This is a genomic window from Mesorhizobium sp. M1334 (genome assembly GCF_040317995.1).
GTDB lineage: Bacteria > Pseudomonadota > Alphaproteobacteria > Rhizobiales > Rhizobiaceae > Mesorhizobium.
Map to the genome: position 1 here is coordinate 18,447 of NZ_JAMYLM010000004.1, position 19,797 is coordinate 38,243.

16 protein-coding genes and 3 pseudogenes are annotated in these 19,797 nt (G+C 59.7%); 8 read left to right on the forward strand and 11 right to left on the reverse strand.

Going from position 1 to position 19,797, the window contains the following annotated elements:
* Positions 1–67: 67 nt before the first annotated feature.
* Positions 68–1,489: pseudogene (locus NKH17_RS09710) on the reverse strand (transketolase-like TK C-terminal-containing protein); the annotation flags it as partial.
* Positions 1,483–2,898 (reverse strand): annotated as a pseudogene (traG, locus tag NKH17_RS09715) (IncP-type conjugal transfer protein TraG); the annotation flags it as partial. The pseudogenes traG and NKH17_RS09710, both read right to left, overlap by 7 nt.
* A 464-nt stretch (positions 2,899–3,362) precedes the next feature.
* Here traG and NKH17_RS09720 point away from each other — a divergent pair.
* A complete protein-coding gene (locus NKH17_RS09720; protein WP_502910591.1) occupies positions 3,363–3,611 on the forward strand; it encodes a hypothetical protein in 249 nt (82 codons plus the stop codon).
* A 202-nt stretch (positions 3,612–3,813) separates the two neighbouring features.
* On the opposite strand, the gene NKH17_RS09725 is transcribed toward NKH17_RS09720, so the two are convergent.
* The 3 genes from NKH17_RS09725 to NKH17_RS09735 form a co-directional block, all read right to left on the reverse strand.
* Positions 3,814–4,191, reverse strand: a complete 378-nt coding sequence (locus NKH17_RS09725) for a hypothetical protein (RefSeq protein WP_352895565.1) — start codon at positions 4,189–4,191, stop codon at positions 3,814–3,816.
* Positions 4,192–4,503: 312 nt separating this feature from the next.
* Positions 4,504–4,908, reverse strand: a complete 405-nt coding sequence (locus tag NKH17_RS09730; protein WP_352895567.1) for a type II toxin-antitoxin system VapC family toxin — start codon at positions 4,906–4,908, stop codon at positions 4,504–4,506.
* Entirely contained in the window at positions 4,908–5,162 is a 255-nt protein-coding gene (locus NKH17_RS09735) for a type II toxin-antitoxin system VapB family antitoxin (RefSeq protein WP_352806571.1), read from the reverse strand. The genes NKH17_RS09730 and NKH17_RS09735 overlap by 1 nt, the downstream gene beginning before the upstream one ends.
* A gap of 311 nt (positions 5,163–5,473) precedes the next feature.
* Here NKH17_RS09735 and NKH17_RS09740 point away from each other — a divergent pair.
* Together NKH17_RS09740 and NKH17_RS09745 are read left to right on the forward strand one after the other, a co-directional pair.
* Positions 5,474–5,658, forward strand: a pseudogene (locus NKH17_RS09740) (type II toxin-antitoxin system VapC family toxin); the annotation flags it as partial.
* A gap of 382 nt (positions 5,659–6,040) precedes the next feature.
* Positions 6,041–6,208 (forward strand): hypothetical protein, encoded by a 168-nt coding sequence (locus NKH17_RS09745; protein WP_352806573.1) that lies wholly within the window; start codon positions 6,041–6,043, stop codon positions 6,206–6,208.
* A 342-nt stretch (positions 6,209–6,550) separates the two neighbouring features.
* Here NKH17_RS09745 and NKH17_RS09750 read toward each other — a convergent pair whose 3' ends face one another.
* The 6 genes from NKH17_RS09750 to NKH17_RS09775 form a co-directional block, all read right to left on the reverse strand.
* Complete coding sequence (locus NKH17_RS09750; protein WP_352806575.1) at positions 6,551–8,182, reverse strand: ABC transporter ATP-binding protein; 1,632 nt, start codon at positions 8,180–8,182, stop codon at positions 6,551–6,553.
* Entirely contained in the window at positions 8,172–9,056 is an 885-nt protein-coding gene (locus NKH17_RS09755) for an ABC transporter permease (protein WP_352647125.1), read from the reverse strand. Before NKH17_RS09755 ends, NKH17_RS09750 begins: the two co-directional genes overlap by 11 nt.
* Entirely contained in the window at positions 9,053–10,099 is a 1,047-nt protein-coding gene (locus tag NKH17_RS09760) for an ABC transporter permease (protein ID WP_352531700.1), read from the reverse strand. Before NKH17_RS09760 ends, NKH17_RS09755 begins: the two co-directional genes overlap by 4 nt.
* Before the next feature lie 100 nt (positions 10,100–10,199).
* Positions 10,200–11,807, reverse strand: coding sequence for an ABC transporter substrate-binding protein (locus NKH17_RS09765; RefSeq protein ID WP_352895571.1), 1,608 nt, complete (start codon positions 11,805–11,807; stop codon positions 10,200–10,202).
* A gap of 113 nt (positions 11,808–11,920) precedes the next feature.
* Positions 11,921–12,274, reverse strand: a complete 354-nt coding sequence (locus tag NKH17_RS09770) for a Rieske (2Fe-2S) protein (RefSeq protein ID WP_292653661.1) — start codon at positions 12,272–12,274, stop codon at positions 11,921–11,923.
* A gap of 11 nt (positions 12,275–12,285) precedes the next feature.
* Entirely contained in the window at positions 12,286–13,368 is a 1,083-nt protein-coding gene (locus NKH17_RS09775; RefSeq protein ID WP_352895573.1) for an amidohydrolase family protein, read from the reverse strand.
* A 133-nt stretch (positions 13,369–13,501) separates the two neighbouring features.
* Here NKH17_RS09775 and NKH17_RS09780 point away from each other — a divergent pair, with 133 nt between their 5' ends.
* The 5 genes from NKH17_RS09780 to NKH17_RS09800 all read left to right on the forward strand — a co-directional run bounded on the left by NKH17_RS09780 (position 13,502) and on the right by NKH17_RS09800 (position 19,796).
* Positions 13,502–14,359, forward strand: coding sequence for a LysR family transcriptional regulator (locus NKH17_RS09780; protein WP_352705746.1), 858 nt, complete (start codon positions 13,502–13,504; stop codon positions 14,357–14,359).
* 88 nt (positions 14,360–14,447) lie between these two features.
* On the forward strand, positions 14,448–15,527 hold the full coding sequence (locus NKH17_RS09785) for an FAD-binding oxidoreductase (protein WP_352970657.1): 1,080 nt from the start codon (positions 14,448–14,450) through the stop codon (positions 15,525–15,527).
* 692 nt (positions 15,528–16,219) lie between these two features.
* The gene (locus NKH17_RS09790; RefSeq protein WP_352895577.1) at positions 16,220–17,242 is read left to right on the forward strand and encodes a LacI family DNA-binding transcriptional regulator; all 1,023 of its coding nucleotides are present in this window, start codon (positions 16,220–16,222) and stop codon (positions 17,240–17,242) included.
* 192 nt (positions 17,243–17,434) lie between these two features.
* Complete coding sequence (locus NKH17_RS09795; RefSeq protein ID WP_352895579.1) at positions 17,435–18,448, forward strand: SIS domain-containing protein; 1,014 nt, start codon at positions 17,435–17,437, stop codon at positions 18,446–18,448.
* Between the two features lie 28 nt (positions 18,449–18,476).
* Complete coding sequence (locus NKH17_RS09800) at positions 18,477–19,796, forward strand: ABC transporter substrate-binding protein (protein WP_352895581.1); 1,320 nt, start codon at positions 18,477–18,479, stop codon at positions 19,794–19,796.
* Position 19,797 lies beyond the last annotated feature (1 nt).

Here is a 19,797-nt window from a genome sequence, read left to right on the forward strand (position 1 = left end):
CCTCGCTTCGCCACGAACGCGATTGGCGGCTGGCTACGCCGACGATCCCGGACGGCGACTCACAGCATCAATCCAGCGCGCGCAGGTGGCGGATTGGCCGGCCACCAGCAATGCGATCTGCGGCTGTGGCGATGGAATTGGCGTCGATGCCGAAGTGGCGGTAAAGGTCACCGCTCGTCCCCGACTGGCCAAAGTGCTCGACGCCGAGACTGCGCGTGCGGTGGCCGTAAACTGAGCCCAGCCAGCCGAGTACCGCTGGGTGGCCATCTGCGACGGTAATGATCGCACAATGGGCTGGAAGGTCGGCGAACAGCCGTTCGACATGGCTTCTTGCATGAACAAGGCCGCGCTCACGTGCGCGGCTTGCCGCCGTCCAGCCTGCGTTCAAGCGATCGGCCGAAGTCACGGCCAGAAGACCGACGTCCCGACGGTCCTCTGCCATCATGCCGACCGCCTCGATCGCTTCCGGCGCGACGGCGCCTGTATAGGCGACGATCACCTCGGCATTCGGACCGGGACGCCGCAGCCAATAGCCGCCGTCCACAATGTCCTGCTCGAGCTCACGCTCCATGGGACGAATGATCTGCTCGACCGGGCGCGTCGAGAGCCGTAGATAGACCGAGCCGCCGGTCTCGTCGCGCAGCCAGGTACGCTCCGACTGCACGGCGTCGCCGTCGCGCTGCATATAATCCAGCGCAAAGCGCATAATGACGCCCAACTCGTCGACGAATGCCGGCTCGTAGGCGGCAAGCCCGTCTTGCGCCATGCCGATCAACTGGGTGGCGATCGACTGATGCGCGCCACCCTCCGGCGCCAGTGTGACTCCGGATGGCGTGGCTACAAGGAGGAAGCGCGCATCCTGATAGCAGGCATAGTTGAGCGCATCGAGACCGCGCTGGATGAACGGATCGTAGAGCGTGCCGATCGGTAGCAGCCGCTTGCCGAAGATCGAATGAGACAGCCCGAGCGCCGACAGCAAGATGAATAGATTGTTCTCGGCGATACCGAGCTCGATGTGCTGGCCAGATGGGCCGAATTCCCATTTCTGCGCCGAGGCTATGCGTTCGCTACGGAACGTGTCGGCAAGCGAGCGATGCGCGAACAGGCCGCGCCGGTTGACCCAGCGGCCGAGATTGGTTGAAACGGTGACATCGGGCGACGTCGTGACGATCGCGTCGGCAAGCAGCCCGCCGGCCCGTGCAATCTCATCCAGGATCCTACCGAAGCCGACCTGGGTGGAAATGCTGCCCTTGGCTTCCGGGCCGAGACGATCGGGGACGAGGATGCGCTGGGCGTGTCGGCGGCGTCGGCCTTTCGCGGCGAAAGGCACCGCATCGAGGAAGCGTCGGAGATCAACCTTGCCGATGTCCAAGCCTTCGAAGGGATCCCACTCCCGCCCCTCACCGATTGACATCGAAGCGCGAAAGGCTGCCATCTGATCCTTGGTCATCAGCCCGGCATGATTGTCTTTGTGGCCGGCCAGCGGCAGGCTGTCCGCTCGTCATTGGTGGCGAAACTCACCCGCACATGACAATTGTCGAGGATGGAATTGTTCGGTCCGTAGGCCTTTTCGATCTGATTGAGCGATTGTGCGATCAGGAACGACTTGATGCCATAGCCGGCCATGAAGGCCAGCGCGCTTTCGAAGAAATCGAGCCGGCCGAGCGCCGGGAACTCGTCGAGCATCATCAAAAGACGCTGTCGACGGTCCTTGGCATGGAGATCTTCCGTCAGTCGGCGGCCGATCTGGTTAAGCACCAGGCGGATTAGCGGCTTTGTGCGGCTGATATCCGATGGCGGCACGACCAAATAGAGCGTCGTCGGCTGTCTCTCCTCGACAAGGTCGGCGATCCGCCAGTGGCAACATGACGTCACCTTGGCCACAACCGGATCGCGGTAGAGGCCCAGAAAACTCATGGCCGTCGAGAGCACGCCGGAGCGCTCGTTTTCGGATTTGTTGAGCAGTTCTCGGGCAGCCGACGCCACGACAGGATGCGGACCGGCGTCGCCCAAATGTCGCGTCAGCATCATGGCGCGCAGCGTTGTCTCAATTGGCCGCTGTGGATCGGAAAGAAAGTTTGCCACGCCGGCAAGAGTCTTGTCTTTTTCCGCATAGAGCACATGCAGTATGGCGCCGACCAGCAGCGCATGGCTGGTCTTCTCCCAGTGATTGCGGCGTTCCAATGTGCCTTCTGGGTCGACAAGGACATCCGCCACGTTCTGCACGTCTCGAACCTCCCACTCGCCTCGTCGCACCTCAAGCAGAGGGTTGTAGGCTGCGGATCCAGCATTGGTTGGATCGAACAGAAGCACCCGGCCGAAGCGTGCCCGCCATCCGGCCGTCAGTTCCCAGTTTTCGCCTTTGATGTCGTGGACGATCGCCGAACCCGGCCAGGTCAGCAGCGACGGCACGACCAGGCCGACGCCCTTGCCGCTTCGGGTCGGTGCGAAACACAGCACGTGCTCCGGACCGTCATGGCGCAGATAGTGTCGGTCAAACTTACCCAGCACCAGGCCGTCTGGACCGATCATGCCAGCGGCTCTGATTTCGTCTCGCGTCGCCCAGCGCGCCGAGCCATAGGTCGCGGTGTCCTTTGCCTCGCGCGCCCGCCACAGCGACATCCCGATCGCGGCGGCGATGGCCATGAGGCTGCCGCTCGCCGCAATCGCCGCGCCCTCGAGAAAGACCTTCTGCGCATACGCGTCGTAGAAAAACCACCACCAGAAAAATGCTGGCGGAGGATAGACGGGCTGTCCCGCCAGTTCGAACCACGATGGACCGAGTTGGCTTTGAAAGCCGAGCCGCCATGCCGTCCATTCTGTCGCTGCCCATGTTGTCACGAGGACTAACCCAAGGGCGGTGAGGACCTGTCCCCACAAAATCTTGGTTGCCGGCATTGTCGCTTCTCCGACCTGGATGATCCCAACAACGAGAAAAGATCGAGCGTCGAGATCTGCAAGGGGACGGAGCTGTCAAAAGCGGCAGGACGTACTCTGAGAGAGAAAGACTTGCAGAATTCGGTTCGAGATTTCTTTGGAAAGTATTTCACTTGGGCAGAGACATCAAAGTGGAGCGGGCGAGCCTGTGCCTTGCAGAAGGGCCCGGCAGCATGGCTGGCATCAGTCGATTTGCATGTACCTAGCTGCCAGCAGCCAGATCTTCTACCTTGACACGGACGAGCTTCATGAAATCGGCGGAGTCTCCTGAATGCACCTCACAAAGGTCACGTTCACGCGGCGTTCCTCCGGTCGACTTGTCCTCAGCGATAGGGAACGTCGGCAATTGACGTACAACGCGCCGTAAAGACAAAGATACCGAACAACTGGCGAGCGCACTGGCACAGCGCACCGGCGAGACTATTATCATCGCTATCAAGCGCCCACTTGAGGAGCGCCTACCTCGAGTCGGATCAGACACTCGCAAGGCGGCAATGCTCGAAGACCGAGCTGCCAGCCGCCGGCGCTGTGGCCGCCCTGCCCGTGCTCGATGCTCGCAGCGCCGACGAGATCATCGGCGCGGCCAGCGAAGACGCTTAGTGCGCAATCGATGGGACCCCCTCGCAACCCCGTTTGGGCATGGGCTTGGGATAGCTGAAAAACGCTCTCGATAGCCGTTATTTGCGCTGGCGCGCGGCAGCGATGGCCTGCAAGAGATTAATGCTGCTTCTGTCAGGTCGACTGGATGCGGCAACATCCGCCAGTGCTGCGGCCTCGGCCATTTTCGCGATGTCGTCGCTGCTGATGGTTCTGCGCGTTGGCCTCTGGCCGGCATCTATCCCATGCCCCCGCTCCCGGCGGGAAGCACGGTAGTCTTCAGCAAGCGCTACCCACGACCTGCCCAATTGCCAATCCGAGCAGATTACGCCAATCAGCGCGGAGAGTCTGAACAGGCGCCAGACGTTTTCTGCCTACTGAGCACACGTGGAAGCGCGATGAGCGACGTCGCGCAACGGCAATGCGGTACGCGAGCTCCAGTCCGTAGAGATCGAGCAAGGGATTCTCGAATTCGGCAATCGCGATCATGACCGGCAGCGCGCTGGCCGTCTCGTGGGTCAACGGCGAGCGCGATTCATGAAGGGAGAGTGCGTAGTGTAGATGACCTGATGGTTGGGCTTTAGTTCCTCCTCGACGTATCGGAGCAGGTCCGCTTGCGCGCCCGTGAAGCGACAGGCCCGGCTCGTCGAGGAGCATGACGAGCTTCTTTTTTTTGCCCGTTTCACGTCATCATACCATGCGAGGAAAGAAAAGAACCAGACGAATCCTTTTGATTGGGACCCAATTCAGTCGTCGCCCAATGGACCTGATCATAGACGCGTCCCCAGATATGCTCACGGTAAGCACCGTGAAGGTGCGGATGTTGTCGCCGGTAGCGGGTCGCGCCAATTCTCCCAGAGCGCCGCCAAGGCGAACGGCTCGCCCGACTTCATCGCAATGGCATACACACGGCGCTCTATGGGGGGCGCGTTCCGGCTACGGCTCTTTTCCGCGGAAAGGCCGTCCGCTTTATGGCAGCGTCTTCACGTCGGTTTCGCGCAAGAGCCCGTCGAGCGTCAGCAGGGGCGCGCGCATCGCCTTGGCATAGGCGTAGTGAAAGCAATCGAAATTGCTGAGGTAGCGTCTGCCAATTCCGTGTCTTTCGGCAACCGCGATGGCATAGGACAGTACCCGCAGCGGCGATCCTGGCTCGCGAAGCGCGATCCTTCTGGCTTCCAGCCATTCGACCACGACGGCCTCGGCGGCGTTGTACAGGCAATTCAGCTGGTCCGGCCGGGATAGAACAATAATCGCCTCCCACGCGGCGAGCGTCGATGTGAAGGGGGAGGCCGCTTCCAGCAAGGCGGCTTCATAGCTATCGGCCGTGTCCTCGCCAGCCATCATCGAGACGATGGCACAGGCATCCACGAACATTATTCGTCGCCCTGCAGATCGTGATCCAGGTCGTGATAGGCTTCTTGTGGGACCGGCTTTCGATCAGGTTGGAAAGACAGGCCATGTCTTGCCAGAATCTTCTGTGCAGTCTCGCGCGGCCGCTCCTTGTGCATCCGGTTTCGGATTGTCTCACGGAGAGCGGAAATCACCGCGTCGGTGATATTGGTGCGGTCGAGGCGGGCAAGCTCCCGCGCCAGTTTGTCAGCTTCATCATTTCGGATGTTCAAGGTCAATGTGTAGCTCCAATCGCGTATCCATCATTACGCTATTGTGTAGCTTTTTTCAATGCTCCGTCGTTCCGGCGGCGGGGCGGCGTATGCAGCGATCATCGGAGCGCCGTCGCCAGGATGATGAGCGACCTGCGAATGCACCCGGAGACAGGTGGTTCGGATCTATTGACACTTTTGCCCTCCAATCCGCGGCGGCTGATGCCAGGAGGTATGTTTCCGCAGCAGGCGCCGGCGCAAGGCTCATTGTTTTAACGCTTGAACTTCTGCATCACCCAGATGTAGCCCTTGTGCGGATGATCGTGGTGGATGAACTGCGCGTCGAAATCATCGCCGTCGCGGCGGAACACGCCGACCAGGCTCGGCGGGCGTGGCATCGCTATGGAAAGGGGCGGCATCCTGCGGGGCTCAATTTCGGCGACTGTTCCTATGGGCCTCGCTCACGGGAGAGCCGCTGGTGTTCAAAGGCGACGATTTTGCGCACACCGACATCAAGGCGGCGCGAGTCACTGGGAATAAGCTTGCGGCGGGCGGTGTTCGTTCGAATGATGCGTTTCCGTTGCCTTGAGCGCAAGTTTTCGTCAGCCAGCACAGCGCCTCCTCTTAAGCTCGCTGGTGGCCCAGCGGCGTCTAGCTGCCAGTCCCCCCGCAACCAAGCCGCTGGGCCATACTCGCTAGACTAAGAGCGAAGCGGGCTGTCTCGCACATTAGCAATCCGTTTTCAGGCCGTGCACGCTCCAGACTCATTTCAGTGGTGCGGGCAATTGGAATTGGTGGCGTGGTCGCAATCACGGCAATCATACGGAGGCGGGGCCACAGAGGACTGCGCAAGCGTCTCGATTCCGAGCTATGGCTCTCGGCACTCGACCGTCGATCGCACGAAGGTGCATCGCGCCCAGCACATTGAACTGAGTGGTGAGGTCACCCAGATGGACGAGAAGGTGACGATCGACCTTGGACTGCTCGTTACGCTCGACATCGACAGGGCCAGGCTGGTCGAGAGATACCGGCCACAGAAGCGCAAGAAGCCACTGCGCGACATGGTGGACTAAGTTACCATACCTCGGGCCCTCTCCGTATCCGTTCGTACTGCTATCTTCGGAACTGCTTGGCGCCGCCGCTTAGAACATGCTGAAAATTTTCGGTCGGCGCCGCTGGGCATCGTCTTCATGCTTGGCGGGCCAATCACGTATATCTTGAATGTCCTCGACATATGGCAGAGTCGCAGGGTCATGCATCGGCGGTCATAAAGGTCTTGATGAACCTGACGCTTAATGCCGTGCCCAATTGGATGGTGCGGCGAGAACCATCAATTTTCCCGCATTGTCTCGTACAGCCGACCGCGAAGCTGTAAATCGTGCGGTATGGAAGACACCCGACGGTCTGCCCGACGATCACATCCTCCGGCTGGCCAGCAGCCTTGTGAGCCAGTCCGGATCCATTTCTGGCACGGAGGATAAAAGCCGTTCGGTATAGGGGGCATGCGGCGGCGTGAGAATTTCGCTCTTTAATCCCTGCTCAACGACTTTACCCTGGTGCATGACCACAATTTCGTCGGCGATCGCCCGCACGGTGGCAATGTCATGGGTGATGAAAACGTAGCTCATGCCGAGCTCGCGCTGAAGCCGCATTAAGAGCTTCAGGATCTCCTCCTGCACAATCTGGTCGAGCGCAGACGTGATTTCGTCGCAGATGATGAGTTCCGGATCGGCGGCCAACGCTCGGGCTATGCAAACGCGCTGCTTCTGGCCCCCCGACAGTTCGGCCGGCAGACGGTCCAGGTAAGTTTCGCTCATCTCGACCATGTGCATGAGTTCGCCGATCCGCCGATCCCGCTGCGCGCCCTTGAGGCCGAGGTAGAATTCAAGCGGCCGAGCTATGACTTCTTCGACTGTCTGGCGCGGATTTAGGGCGTTGTCGGGCATTTGATAAATCATCTGTATGCGGCGCAGAATCTCTTTTGGGCGCGCCTTAAGGGTCTTGGAAAGGGCATGGCCGGCAAAGGAAATCGACCCCGAAAGCGGCGGCAACAGGCCGGTAACAACGCGAGCGAGCGTCGATTTCCCGGAACCGGATTCGCCGACCACAGCCACTGTTCTTCCACGTGGAACTTTGATTGAGACATCCTGGAGCACCTTTACCGTCCGGGCGTAAGCCGCGGTGACGTTGTCTATCGTAAGCAGATATTCATCGGCCGGAACTTCGGGCTTGGCGAGCTTGCGCACGGCCCAGAGCGTTCTGGTATATTCCTGGCTGGGATGGGCGAGCATCTGGCGTGTTTCAGCCTCTTCCACGGTAAGTCCATGACGCAAAACCATGATGCGGTCCGCCATTTGCGCCACCACCGCCAGATCATGCGTCACATAGATTGCAGCCGTGTTGAATTCCTCCACGATGTTGCGAATGGAGGCGAGAACTTCGACCTGCGTCGTCACATCGAGCGCCGTCGTTGGCTCGTCGAAGACGATGAGGTCGGGACGACAAGCCATCGCCATCGCGGTCATTGCCCGTTGCAATTGTCCGCCGGAAACCTGATGAGGATAGCGGAAGCCGATGGTCTCCGGATCTGGAAGCTGAAGACGGCGATAGAGATCGACCGCACTCCGGTTCGCTTTTTCTCGGCTGGCAATCCCATGCGCCACCACAGTTTCGACAGTCTGATCGAGGAGTCGGTGAGCTGGATTGAAAGAGGCCGCGGCGCTTTGCGCGACATAGGCGATGCGGGAGCCTCTGAGGCGGCGGCGCCCTGTCTCGCTGAGTGCCAGAAGATCGATCCCGTCGAACAGGATCGAGCCCTTTGTGATTCGGCAGCCCGGCTTGGCGTAACCCATCGCCGCAAGGCCAATGGTGGATTTGCCTGCGCCAGACTCGCCGATCAGGCCAAGAACCTCCCCCCGCTTCAGCGCCAGATCGACCCCGCGGACAATGGGATGCCACCGCTCGTCCGAGAAGCCTTCCACATGCAAATTGCGGATCTGAAGCAGATCCTTGCCTTTTTCGCGCAAGCCGGGGGCGCTATTTTTCATCCCGCAACCCACTTGTTGCGTGGAGGAACCAGTCGACGACGAAATTCACGGAGACCGTGAGGAGGGCAATCGCGCCGGCCGGCAGCAGCGGCGTGACATCGCCGTAGGTGATCAGGGTCGCATTCTCGCGCACCATCGACCCCCAATCAGCGGTCGGCGGCTGAATACCAACGCCCAGGAAGGACAGTGCTGCGATCGTGAGGAATACAAAGCAAAATCGCAAGCCGAACTCCGCGACCAGCGGCGGCATGACATTGGGAAGGATTTCCTTGGCGATGATCCATTTCGGGCCTTCGCCGCGCAATCGCGCCACCTCGACATATTCCATCACGGCCACGTTAAGCCCGACGGCACGTGCTAGCCGAAACACGCGCGTGGAATCGAGCAGCGCGATGATGATGATCAGGCTGGTGATCGACGAGCCGAAGATCGAGAGCAGCACCAGGGCGAAGATCAGACTTGGGATCGACATCAACACATCCACGGCACGCGACAGTATCTGGTCGAGCCATCCCCTGTACAATGCGGCAAGAAGGCCGAGCGAGACGCCAACCGCGAAGGACAGCAATGTGGTGGCGACCGCGATACCGATGGTGTTGCGCGCTCCGTAGATCAAGCGTGTGAGCATATCGCGGCCGAGCTGGTCGGTTCCCAGTTTGAACTGCTGGCTCCACGGTGCGAAGGCTTCGCTGAAGACCTGCGTTTCGCCGTATGGGGCTATCCAGTGCGCGAACACCGCAACGATGACATAGCCGAGGATCACGAGGATGCCGAACCACGCACTGAAGGGTGCCTTCTTCAGCGCCGTCTTCGCCCGGGTGGTGCGCGAGCGCCTCAGCCTGTGAACCTGAGCGATTGGTTCGTAGCTGGTCATCGTGGATGCAAGAGCCTTGGATTAGTGGCGATCGAAATGATGTCGGCGGTCAGATTGAGCAGGATGTAGGTCGCCGCGAAAATCAGGGCGCAGGCCTGGACAACCGGAACATCCCTGGATTTGACCGCATCAACCATCAGCTGACCAATGCCGGGATAGACGAACACCACTTCGACCACGACCACTCCCACGACGAGATAAGCCAGATTGAACGCCACCACCGTGACGATCGGCGCCCATGCGTTGGGCAAGGCGTGCCTGAGTACGATAGCCATGGGCGACATTCCCTTGAGCCGCGCCATATCAATATAGGGACTTGCCAGCATGTTGATGATCGCCGCTCGTGTCATTCTCATCATGTGCGCCACGATGACGAGCGTAAGCGTGATCGCCGGCAAGGCTACTCTCCAAACATGCTCCCAGAACGGCGTCTGGTCGTTCACATTCGACAATGTCGGAAACTTGGGAACTGCATTGAGTATCCAGTTCAATGAGACCGCAAGCCAGTGTGGCAGTGATTGTGCGAACTCGGATCCGATGAACGTGTCGCGCGAGATGACGAGATAGGCAAGCATATAGGCGACGAAAAACTCCGGGAACGAAATCGTTGTCAGCGTCACTGCGTTCACCAGCCGGTCGAACCAGCCATTGCGGTAGAGCGCAGCGAGGATGCCCAGTCCCAGGGCCAGCGGAACTGCAATCAGCGCGGTCATCGATGCAAGGAACATCGTATTGTAGAGGCGTGGCGCGATGATCTCGGCCACGGTGCGCCGGTACCCGGTGCGGCTCGCGAATGAAGAGCCGAAATCACCGTGGAGCATCTGCCCGACCCAGACGAAGTAGCGCTCGACAGGCGGACGGTCGATGCCGATTTCTCGCTGGAAGGCGGCGACCGTTTCGGGTGTCGCGGATTGCCCGAGCATCGCCTTGGCGAAGTCGCCCGGCAGCATTGCAATCGCAGAGAAGATAATGATGGACACGATGAACAGCGTGACCAGGCCGAGGCCAAGCCGCTGCAGAACCGTTCTTGCGACGGGGTTCATGGGTACGCGTTTCCCGTTGCTGCCGCCGCCCTGCCACACCAGTCAGGGCACGCGGTTGCAAGCCGGAGCCTAATAGCCATCGCGGGTCCGGCCCGCACTTTCACGCAGTGGCAATCCACCAGCGTTCGGCCATCTTCAGTCCATCGTTCTCCCAGTTCGGCGCCACCTCGCCATGTGCGAGCTTGCTGGATTTGGCGCTGACGAAATTGTTGAACACCAGCACGATGCTGCCGCCATCATCATGGGTCAGTTGCTGCATCTCGGCATACATTGCCGCCCGCTTGGCCTCGTCCGTCTCGGCGCGCGCCTGGACAAGCAACTCGTTGAACCGGGGATTTTTCCAGAACGACTCGTTCCAGCTGGAGTCTGCGGCGAAGGCTTGCGTGAACATCCAGTCGGCCGTCGCGCGACCGCTCCAATAGGAAGCGCACCAAGGTTTCTTGAGCCAGACATTGTCCCAATAGGCGTCCTCGGCCTCACGCACGACGTTTACATCGATTCCGCACTGGGCTGCCGTCTCGCGGATGAGCGCAGCCGCGTCCACCGCGCCTGCAAAGGCGGCATCGGCGACCGAGAGGTCCACCTTCAGCTTTTCCATTCCGGCCTTTTTCAGATAGTGCTTGGCTTTTTCGGGATCAAAACTGTGTTGCGGCTGCGGATTCGTAGCGAATTTGATCGCCGGCGCGATCGGGTTGTCGTTGGCCACAGTGGCGTGGCCGAGAAATATCTTGTCGACGATCTCCTGACGGTTGATCGCCCATTTCAAAGCCATTCGGACGTCCGGATTGTCGAACGGCGCCATCGTGACATTCATCGGTAAGGTATAGTGGCCATAGCCGGTGACCTCGACGATCTCCACCTTGGGGTTGCGTTTCAGCATGCCGAGAGTCTTGAGGTCGGCGCGGCCAATATAGTCCACCTCCCCTGTCGATAGCGCGGCCATGCGGGCGGCGAGATCGGTGATGGCGATGAACTCCACCTCATCGAGGTAGGGTTTGCCGTTCTTGAAATAGTTCGGATTGCGCTTGAGTTTGGCCGAAACGCCGGGCTGGAAATTCTCGAGCACGAAAGCGCCGGTGCGAACGCCCGATCCCCAATCCGCCTTGCCGTCCTTGGCCGGCATGATGACCAGATGGTAGTCACTCATGATGTAGGGGAAATCGGCGTTGCCGCTCTTCAACGTGAAGACAACCGTCTCCGGGCCATCCGCCTTGATGCTTGCGACGGGCTCAAGCAGCGGCTTCGCCGCCGATTTGGTTTCGTCGCCCATATGATAGCGCAGCGAAGCCACGACGTCGTCCGCCGTGACATTCTTGCCATCGTGGAAGGTTGCGCCCTTGCGCAGCCTGAAGACCCAGGTTTTGGCCCCGTCCGATGATTCAAAGCTCTCGGCAAGGTCTGGTTGGACGTTGCCTTTCGCGTCGACCTCGGTGAGGCTGTTGGACATCGAGCCCGAGAACGCGGTCTGTGTGAACGTATCCAGGTAGCCGGCCGGATCGATCGAATCGGTTGTTGCGCCATGTGCCATGCCGAGCTTGGCGAAGCCGCCCTGCAGCGGTTCGGCTCGTGCCGTGCTGACGAAGAGCTTGTCCGCAGCGGTGAGCGTCAGCCCAGCGGCCAGCCCAAGATGAATGAAGTCGCGACGGGAAATCTTGCCGCGACCAATCAGGCTTTGAGCGATACCAAGCTTGTATTCAGATTCTGACATTTGACTCTCCCATTGCGGATTTTCCGCGTTATTGTTCGTCACGCACCCTGTGTAGAAATCTGCTTGTTAGCTGCGATCACCCTTTCTTCTGACTGCTCAAATCCGCACCTCAATCAGGCCGTCACATAGATGCTGCCCGCCTCGACAGTGACTGGAAATGTGCGCGCGCGAACGGACGGATCGACCAAAGCCGCGCCTGATTTGATGTCGAATTCCCAGCCATGCCAGGCGCAGCGCACGATCTCGTTTTCGCGGTGATAGATGAATTGCGCCTCTTCGACCGGTGCAGTTGTTCCGCATTGCGGCCCCTCGCAAAGCGGAGCTCCACGGTGCGGACAAACATTCAGCAGCGCGTGGAATGAATCTCCGATGCGAAAAACGCCGACCGAAAGGCTGCGGATCTTGGCGATGAAGGGAGATCCGGTTTCGATCTCGTCGACTCTGCAGATGTATGTCTTCTCGGGCATCGTGTGCTTCCTCAGGCGGCATTCGCTGCTTGCGCGCGAGGGATGCGCTTGTAGACCTCCAGCGCGTTCAGCCCCATGATCTTGCTCTTCCAGGCGGGAGGGATTTGCAGCGTGTTGGCATCGTCGTAGTCCCAATGCGGATAGTCGGAGGCAAACATCAGCGTGTTTTCACCGTCCATCGCCTCGAGAGTGGACCAGAGATGCTGAATATTTGCGGGCTGCTCCAGCGGCTGTGTGGAAAAGCGGATGTTGCGCCGGCAATATTCGGAAGGCAGCATCTTCAGCCATGGCGTCTCTTTTCGTAGGGCTTTGTAATCTGCGTCCAGGCGCCACAGCACCGACGGCACCCAGGCGACGCCGCATTCGATGACGACGAAGTAGAGGTCCGGCCATTTTTCGAAGACGCCATGCGCAATCATGCTTGCGACATGCGAAATTGCCGACATGTGCAGGATAGCATGGGTCTCCCAGAAGAATGTCGTCGGCGCAGGAGCGATCGCAGTCGAATTCACGCCGCCATGGCCGCCCAGATGTATGGCAAAGGGCAGCCCCACCTCGGCGCATGCTTCGTAGATCGGATGGTAAAACGGATCGCCATAGGGCTTGACGGAGCCTTGCGAGGCAAGAACCTGAACCATGCGCGGATGATTGCCCAGGCGGCGTATCTCGGCGGCCGCGAGCTTCGGATCCTGTGGCGAGATGATGATCGAGCCCATGAAGCGGTCGTCCTTCGGCAGCCATTGGTCGATCTGGTAGTCATTATAGGCGCTGACGAGGGCGCTGGCATAATAGGGATTGGCGAGAGTGGAAGCCTCGATCGGCTCATCGCCAGTCAGGATCGCCACATCGACGTTGTACTTGTCGAGGTGCTTCTCCTTCATGATGAGATAGTTGTCGGCTTCCGTCTTCGGACGGACGTCCTTGCGGGAGAAGTCCTGCGGATGAAACCAGGGACGATGGCCATGCGGGAAGGCGCCAACGGGACCTGTCTTCTCGCCTTCGACGAACATGTCCTTCCATAGGCCGGAAAGGTAAGGCTCCAACACGGTCGCGCTTGACCAGTAATTGTGACAATCGCAGTCGACTATGAACACGTTGCTCAGCTCCGTAGCTTCAGCCTGGTCGATCTGCCGGCCGATTTCACCGAGTGCAGCTTCGGCCTTGAGTATTGTTTGATCAAGCTTATGATCCTGCGCAATATGATCGACTTTTTCGATCGGAGGTCGCGTGCAGCTAGATCACATCGAAACCTTTCTCGACATCATCGAGTCGCGAAATTTCAATCGTACCGCCGATCGGCTGGGGTTGACCCAGTCGACGATCAGCACCCGGATCAAGAATCTGGAGAGCGCGATCGGGTCCGAGCTCTTCCAGCGCGGGCGCGCCGGTGCTGAGCCGACAGCCGCCGGACGGCGGTTCGAAGCCTACGCCAGATCCCTGCTGTCGACCTGGTCGCAAGCTCGACACGATGTGCGAGCATTCAACCGTTTCGAGGGCACCTTGCGCATCGCCGCACAGGTGGGCATGACCCGCTCGGTCCTGCCCGGATGGGTCGAGACATTGTGCCAGGCGCTTCCAAGATCCTCGATCCATGTCGAGTCGGATTATTCGAACCAGATGGTCAGCGACCTAAGCATGGGAAATCTGGATATCGCCGTCCTTTATGCGCCTCGCTACCTGCCTGAGATCGCCTACGAACATCTGATGGTGGAGGAATATGTGATGGTTTCGACGGCTGCCAGAACGCTGTCCGACGTCGACCCTGAAACCTACATTCGCCCGGGCTACACCGCCGTGCTGGAAAAGACGCACGCAGAACTGCTGGCCCAACTGGCGATCTGCCGGCTTTCGACAGGATCGGAAACTCTGGCGGAGATCATGCTGCGGCGAACGGGCGGCACCTGCTACATGCGCAGCGATGATGCGCGCAGGTTCACAGCTGAACTTCCATCGTTCCTCGTCGAGGGCGCGCCGACGCTGCACCAGCCAGTCCATACCGCGATACTTGCGCGCCGCAAACACGAACCCATTATTCGTAAAGGCATCCGAGCTCTCCAGGTGGCGGTCATGTCACTGGAAGTTTAATCGAAATTGCCGATCATAAAGGTAGGATTGCGCGGCTGTTAAGCGGGTTTTGAAATGGCATCTTGGCTCGACTTCAAACCCGAGTTGAATGATGAATGCACACGCCGCCTTTGGGCCCTCCGGCTTCGTCCCGACGAAGCGTCATCGGCAGTGGGCCCAGAGCACGCCGCAACTTGTGCTCTGCCGGCGCGTGATCGACGAAACGCACGATGTGAAAACATTCGTTCTCACACCCGTTTCAGATCGGATGTTCTGCTTCAGCGCTGGCCAGTATGTTCTGGTGCACCTTACGATCGACGGTGCCGCAGTGACGCGCTCCTACTCTGTTTCGTCACCGCCGACGCGACCGCTCGACCTGCAGATTACCGTGAAACGAACGCCGGGCGGGCTCGTTTCGAATTGGCTGCATGCCAATTTGAAGCCGGGCGATGGGATCGAGATCGAAGGGCCGCTCGGATCGTTCAATCTCGACGATCTGCCGCACGGAAAGACCCTTTTCCTTTCGGGTGGCAGCGGGATAACGCCCGTCATGTCGATGCTGCGCGCATTTACCGACCGCGCAGCCGACCAGGATATCCGCTTCATTCACAGTGCTAGAACGCCGGACGACATCATCTTTCGGCTAGAACTGGACGCACTTGCCGCTCGCTTTCCCAATGTTCAAGTGACTTGCATTTGCAGTCGGGAAGACCCGGCATGGACGGGTCCAACTGGACGCATTAACAGTCAGATGCTTCTCAATCTGGTTCCCGATCTCCACAGCCGCACGGTGTTTGCCTGTGGGCCGGAATCCTACATGAAGGCGGTACGCGGCTGCCTGGACGCGATCGGCCTCGCCCCTTCGCAGTATCATGAGGAGAGCTTCGGAGGCGGCAACAGTTCGCGTTCGGTACTGGCTTCAGAGATTTCGTCTTCAGTCCGCTTCGCCCGCTCCGGCATTGTGCATCACTGCGCGCCCGGAGAGACCCTGCTGGAAGCGGCGCGCCAATGTGGCGTCTACGTCCCCACCGCCTGCCAGCAGGGAGTTTGCGGTACGTGCCGGATCGCCAAGCTGTCGGGCGAAGTCGTCATGGATGACTTAGGCGGGCTGACCTTGGAGGACAAATCGGCAGGCTACATCCTGGCGTGCTGCACCCGCCCGCAAGGCGACGTTTTGCTTGATCTCTAACTGTAGCGCATCGCGGGACGAAATCGGGTCAGCCTTTGCGTTCCACGACCAAGCCATCCTAATGCGACCGCAAGTGGTTAGCGTTTCGGAACCTGTTGTCCAGCCTACCACTTTCACCAGCGAAATCGTCTGGTGCACAATCGCTAGGGAATGAGTGCCCAATTGGCTGTCTTTGCAACCAAAACCAAGGCAAGTGGTGGTCAGCCCAGCCAGATCCTTCGCAGCTACTCGGATGCGGTGGCGAATCCGGTGACTTACAGCATCAAATGATATCTGCCCGACTCGTAAAGTTGTCCTAGCCGAAAGGTGACGCTAGAGCCCTCCGACGTTTATAAGCGCGGTGGTTGCGGGGACACGCAACCACCGATGTTCGCTGATTGTGCGATATTTAATCCCGCTGAGAGCGGTTTTTGTCCACTCCTCCCCTTTCTATCTCGCTTTGAACGAAAGGCCACGAGCGGCGAACATCTATTATGTTGGGTACAGGTTATGAGATGCCGGAACGATTGCCTGCCCAGATGCACTTGACCCGCCGGTCGGCCCGGCAACACGATTAAAACCTATTTTTGGAAAGAACGTGCACAAGCGGCCTTGGTAGTTTGAGAACGCGCCGATATGCGGCACAAGGTGGCTGCAATGCTGGGCCGGATGGTCCCGGCATGCCGCCCAGGTCGCCGGAGGATCGATAGGTCTTGACGCAGAAGGGGATCACCCTGAAAGACGTTGCCGCCGCGGCAAACGTATCGCGCGCGACGGCTGCGCGGGCGCTCAACAGCTACGGCTATGTCGGCGACGAGACCGCGCTTCGCGTGATCGAGGCAGCCGACAGGTTGGGCTATCGGGCCAACCGCGTCGCCCAGGCGCTGCGCAGCGGGCAATTGCCTCTCGTCGGTTTCGTCCCCGGCGACATTCAGAATCCGTTCTTCGCCCGCATTGCCCATGACGTCGAGGCGGAGTTGCGCAAGCACCACCACAATCTTCTGATTGCCAGCAGTGAGGAGAATGTCGAACAGGAAAAGGAGCTGCTGGAGAGCCTGCGCTCGCTCAGCATCCGCGGTTTCATTCTGGCACCGACATCGGCGACCGATAGCCAGCACATTGTGCAGCTCGCTCGCGAAGGCATCCCGATCGTGCTCGTCGATCGCGTCGCCAAAGAGGTGCACTGCGACAGCGTCGTCGTCGACAATGAAGGCGGCGCGCGCGAGGCCGTCGACTACCTCGTTGCCAATGGGCACCGCCGCATAGGTCTGCTGCGAGACGAATCCCGCATCTTCACGGCGCAGGAACGCCTGGCGGGATATCAGAATTCATTGCATTCGCATGGCATCGACCTTGATGAAACTCTGGTCAGTGTTTCCCGCTCGACCGTCGAGCATGCCATCGAAGCCACCATTCGCCTGTTCAGCCGCCGAAACCGTCCGACTGCGCTGTTCACCGTGGACAGCCTGATGACGCAAGGCGCGTTGCTAGGCCTGCGCTCGATGGGATTGTCGATCCCGCACGACGTGTCCCTGGTTGGGTTCGACGACTTCAATCTCGCCACCTTCACCGACCCGCAGATCACCGTCATCGCCCAGCCCATCTCTGAAATCGGGCCGCTTGCCGCAAAGCTGCTGCTGGAACGGCTCGCCGGGAAGAAAGTCGCACCGCGTCATATTAGGTTCCCAACACGCCTGGTCGTCCGGGGCTCGGTTTCGCGCCTGCCCAAACGCTGATCCGAATTTCAAAATCAAACTGCTTAACAAATCTCGTGCGAGGGACTTGCCAGCCGCAAGAATGCGTGCCCTATATTATGGTGTGAGATCGATCTCACATCGGCTCAACTTGGGGCCGAAAACTTGGCGCAACGTCTCGCAGGACGCTTACGCCGAGGCGCTGCCGTACACCCGAAACACAAGGAAAACTGCATGCTCAACTTCGACAGGGACCGCTTCGTCAGAATCCAAAGCGGTGCCGTTTCCATCGCCGCCGAAGCGCGATCCCTGCTGCGCAAGCTGCTTTCGGACGGAGTCGAGCGGCTATACTTCATGGGAACCGGCGGCGTGCAGCTCCTCACCCTTCCCGCCATCGAGCTGGCGCAGCGCCACTCCACCTTTCCGGTGAGCGCGCTGTATCCTGCCCAGGTCGTGCTTGATCCGCCGGCTGGGCTCGACCACAAGGCGGTGGTCGTCATTCCCTCGCTGTCGGGCACGACGAAGGAAAGCGTCGAACTTCTCTCTTTTCTAAAGGCACGTGACGTCCGCACGATCTCGCTGACCGGTCATTCGGACACGCCGATCGCGCAGGAAGCCGACCACAACTTCACCAATTTTGCCGAGGACGACACCTCGTCGGAATCGTTTTATCTCCAGACATTGCTGATCGTGTTGGCGCTTTTGGCCGAGCGCGGAGAATACGGTGGCTTTGACGCCACCGTGGCGGAGCTGCAACTGCTGCCCGGTCTGCTTGCCGACGCGAAAGCTGCGTTCGAGGCACCGGCCGCCAAGCTGGCCGAAACGATCAAGGACGAAACATATCACATCTTCACCGGCGCCGGATCGGTGTGGCCCGAAGCGTACTATTACGGCATGTGCATACTCGAGGAAATGCAGTGGATCCGCACCCGGCCGGTGCACGCCGCGGATTTCTTCCATGGCACACTGGAGTTGGTCGAACCCGGCGTCAGCGTCTTCGTGTTCAAGGGCGAGGATGGCACACGCCCTCTGGCCGACCGGGTCGAGAATTTCGCCAGGCGCTACACCGATCGCGTCCGCACACTGGATGCCGCCTCGGTCGAGCTTCCAGGTATTTCAGCCCGGGTGCGCGGCCTGATCTCGCCGGTCCTGCTCGCCACCTTGCTCGAACGGCTGAGCGCTCACCTGGAGGTGCTGCGCGATCACCCGCTGACGACACGTCGCTACTACAAACGCGTAGAGTACTGAACCCCTCTCACATCTGAAGGAGTTGCTCATGAAACGTTCCCTGCAAGTCGGAGCGGTTGCACTGGCCGCAGTATCATCGATGGGGCTGTCGATCAGCAGCTCCGTCAGTGCCGAAGCCGTTGCCGCAGACCCCAACGCAAAGGTCGAATACAGTGGCACATTGTCGGTCCTGACCAAGTTCGGGTCGCAGCAGCTGTCCCCCTATTTCGTGAATGTGGCGCAGCAATATGAGAAGCTCCATCCGGATGTGAAGGTGGAGCTCATTCAGGAGAGCGACGACAGCGTCAAGGGCAAGACCAAGACCTTGGTCGCATCGAACTCGCTTCCCGACATCTATTTCTCCTGGACGGGGAGTTGGGGCGCTAATTTCGTACGCGGCAATCGCGCCGTCGATCTGACCAAGGTCATTGCCGCTGACACGAACTGGGGCAAAACCCTCTCTCCCGCCGCCGTCAAGGCGTTTGAATACAACGGCAAGCTCTATGGCATACCGCTCTATCAGGATGCCAAGTTCATGGGCTACAACAAACACATCTTTGGCAAACTTGGGTTGAAGGCTCCGGCGAATTTCGAAGAGTTGCTCGCAAGCTGCGATGCAATTCGCAAATCCGGGATGACGCCTATTTCTCTGGGCAACAAGGAAGCCTGGCCCGTTATCCACTATATCGGCCAACTGCTGGCCTACAACGTGCCGCAGGCGGCCCTGGAACGCGACTTCGATCCGAGCACGGCGCAATATACCGATCCCGGCTATGTCGAGGCTCTGAAGCAGTTGGGCAAACTTCTTGAGCGCTGCACCGACGGCGCCGCGGTCAATGGCACGTCCTACAACTCTGCTGGACAAGCCTTCAGCAACACGCAATCGGCCATGTATTATCAGGAGATCCTCGAATTTGACTCGAGCGCGACGCCGGACACAGCCCTGAAGACTGCCGATTTCGGCTTCTTCAAACTGCCGGTGCCCGATGGCGTCAAGGGTGACCCGAAAGCGATCGAAGGAGCGCCCGAGGGCTACATGATCAGCTCGGCGTCAGAAAACATCCCGCTGGCGATCGACTTCATGAAGTTTGTCACATCCCCGCAAAACGCGCAGGTCCTCTCCGCGCCCCCCTATGGGCAGCCCAGCGCCACGATCGGAGGAACGTCGGAATCGACCATGAGCAAGGCGGTCATCGAGGGCATCAAGCAGATCAACTCGGCCTCGTATTTGATGCCCTGGCTCGACACCGCAAATCCCCCGCGTGTTGCCGCCGCATGGCTGTCCAGCCTGCAGGCGCTCACCGGAGGTTCGATGTCGCCCGAACAGGTCATGGAGGAGGTCCGGCGGACCGCCTCGGCGGCCAAATAGC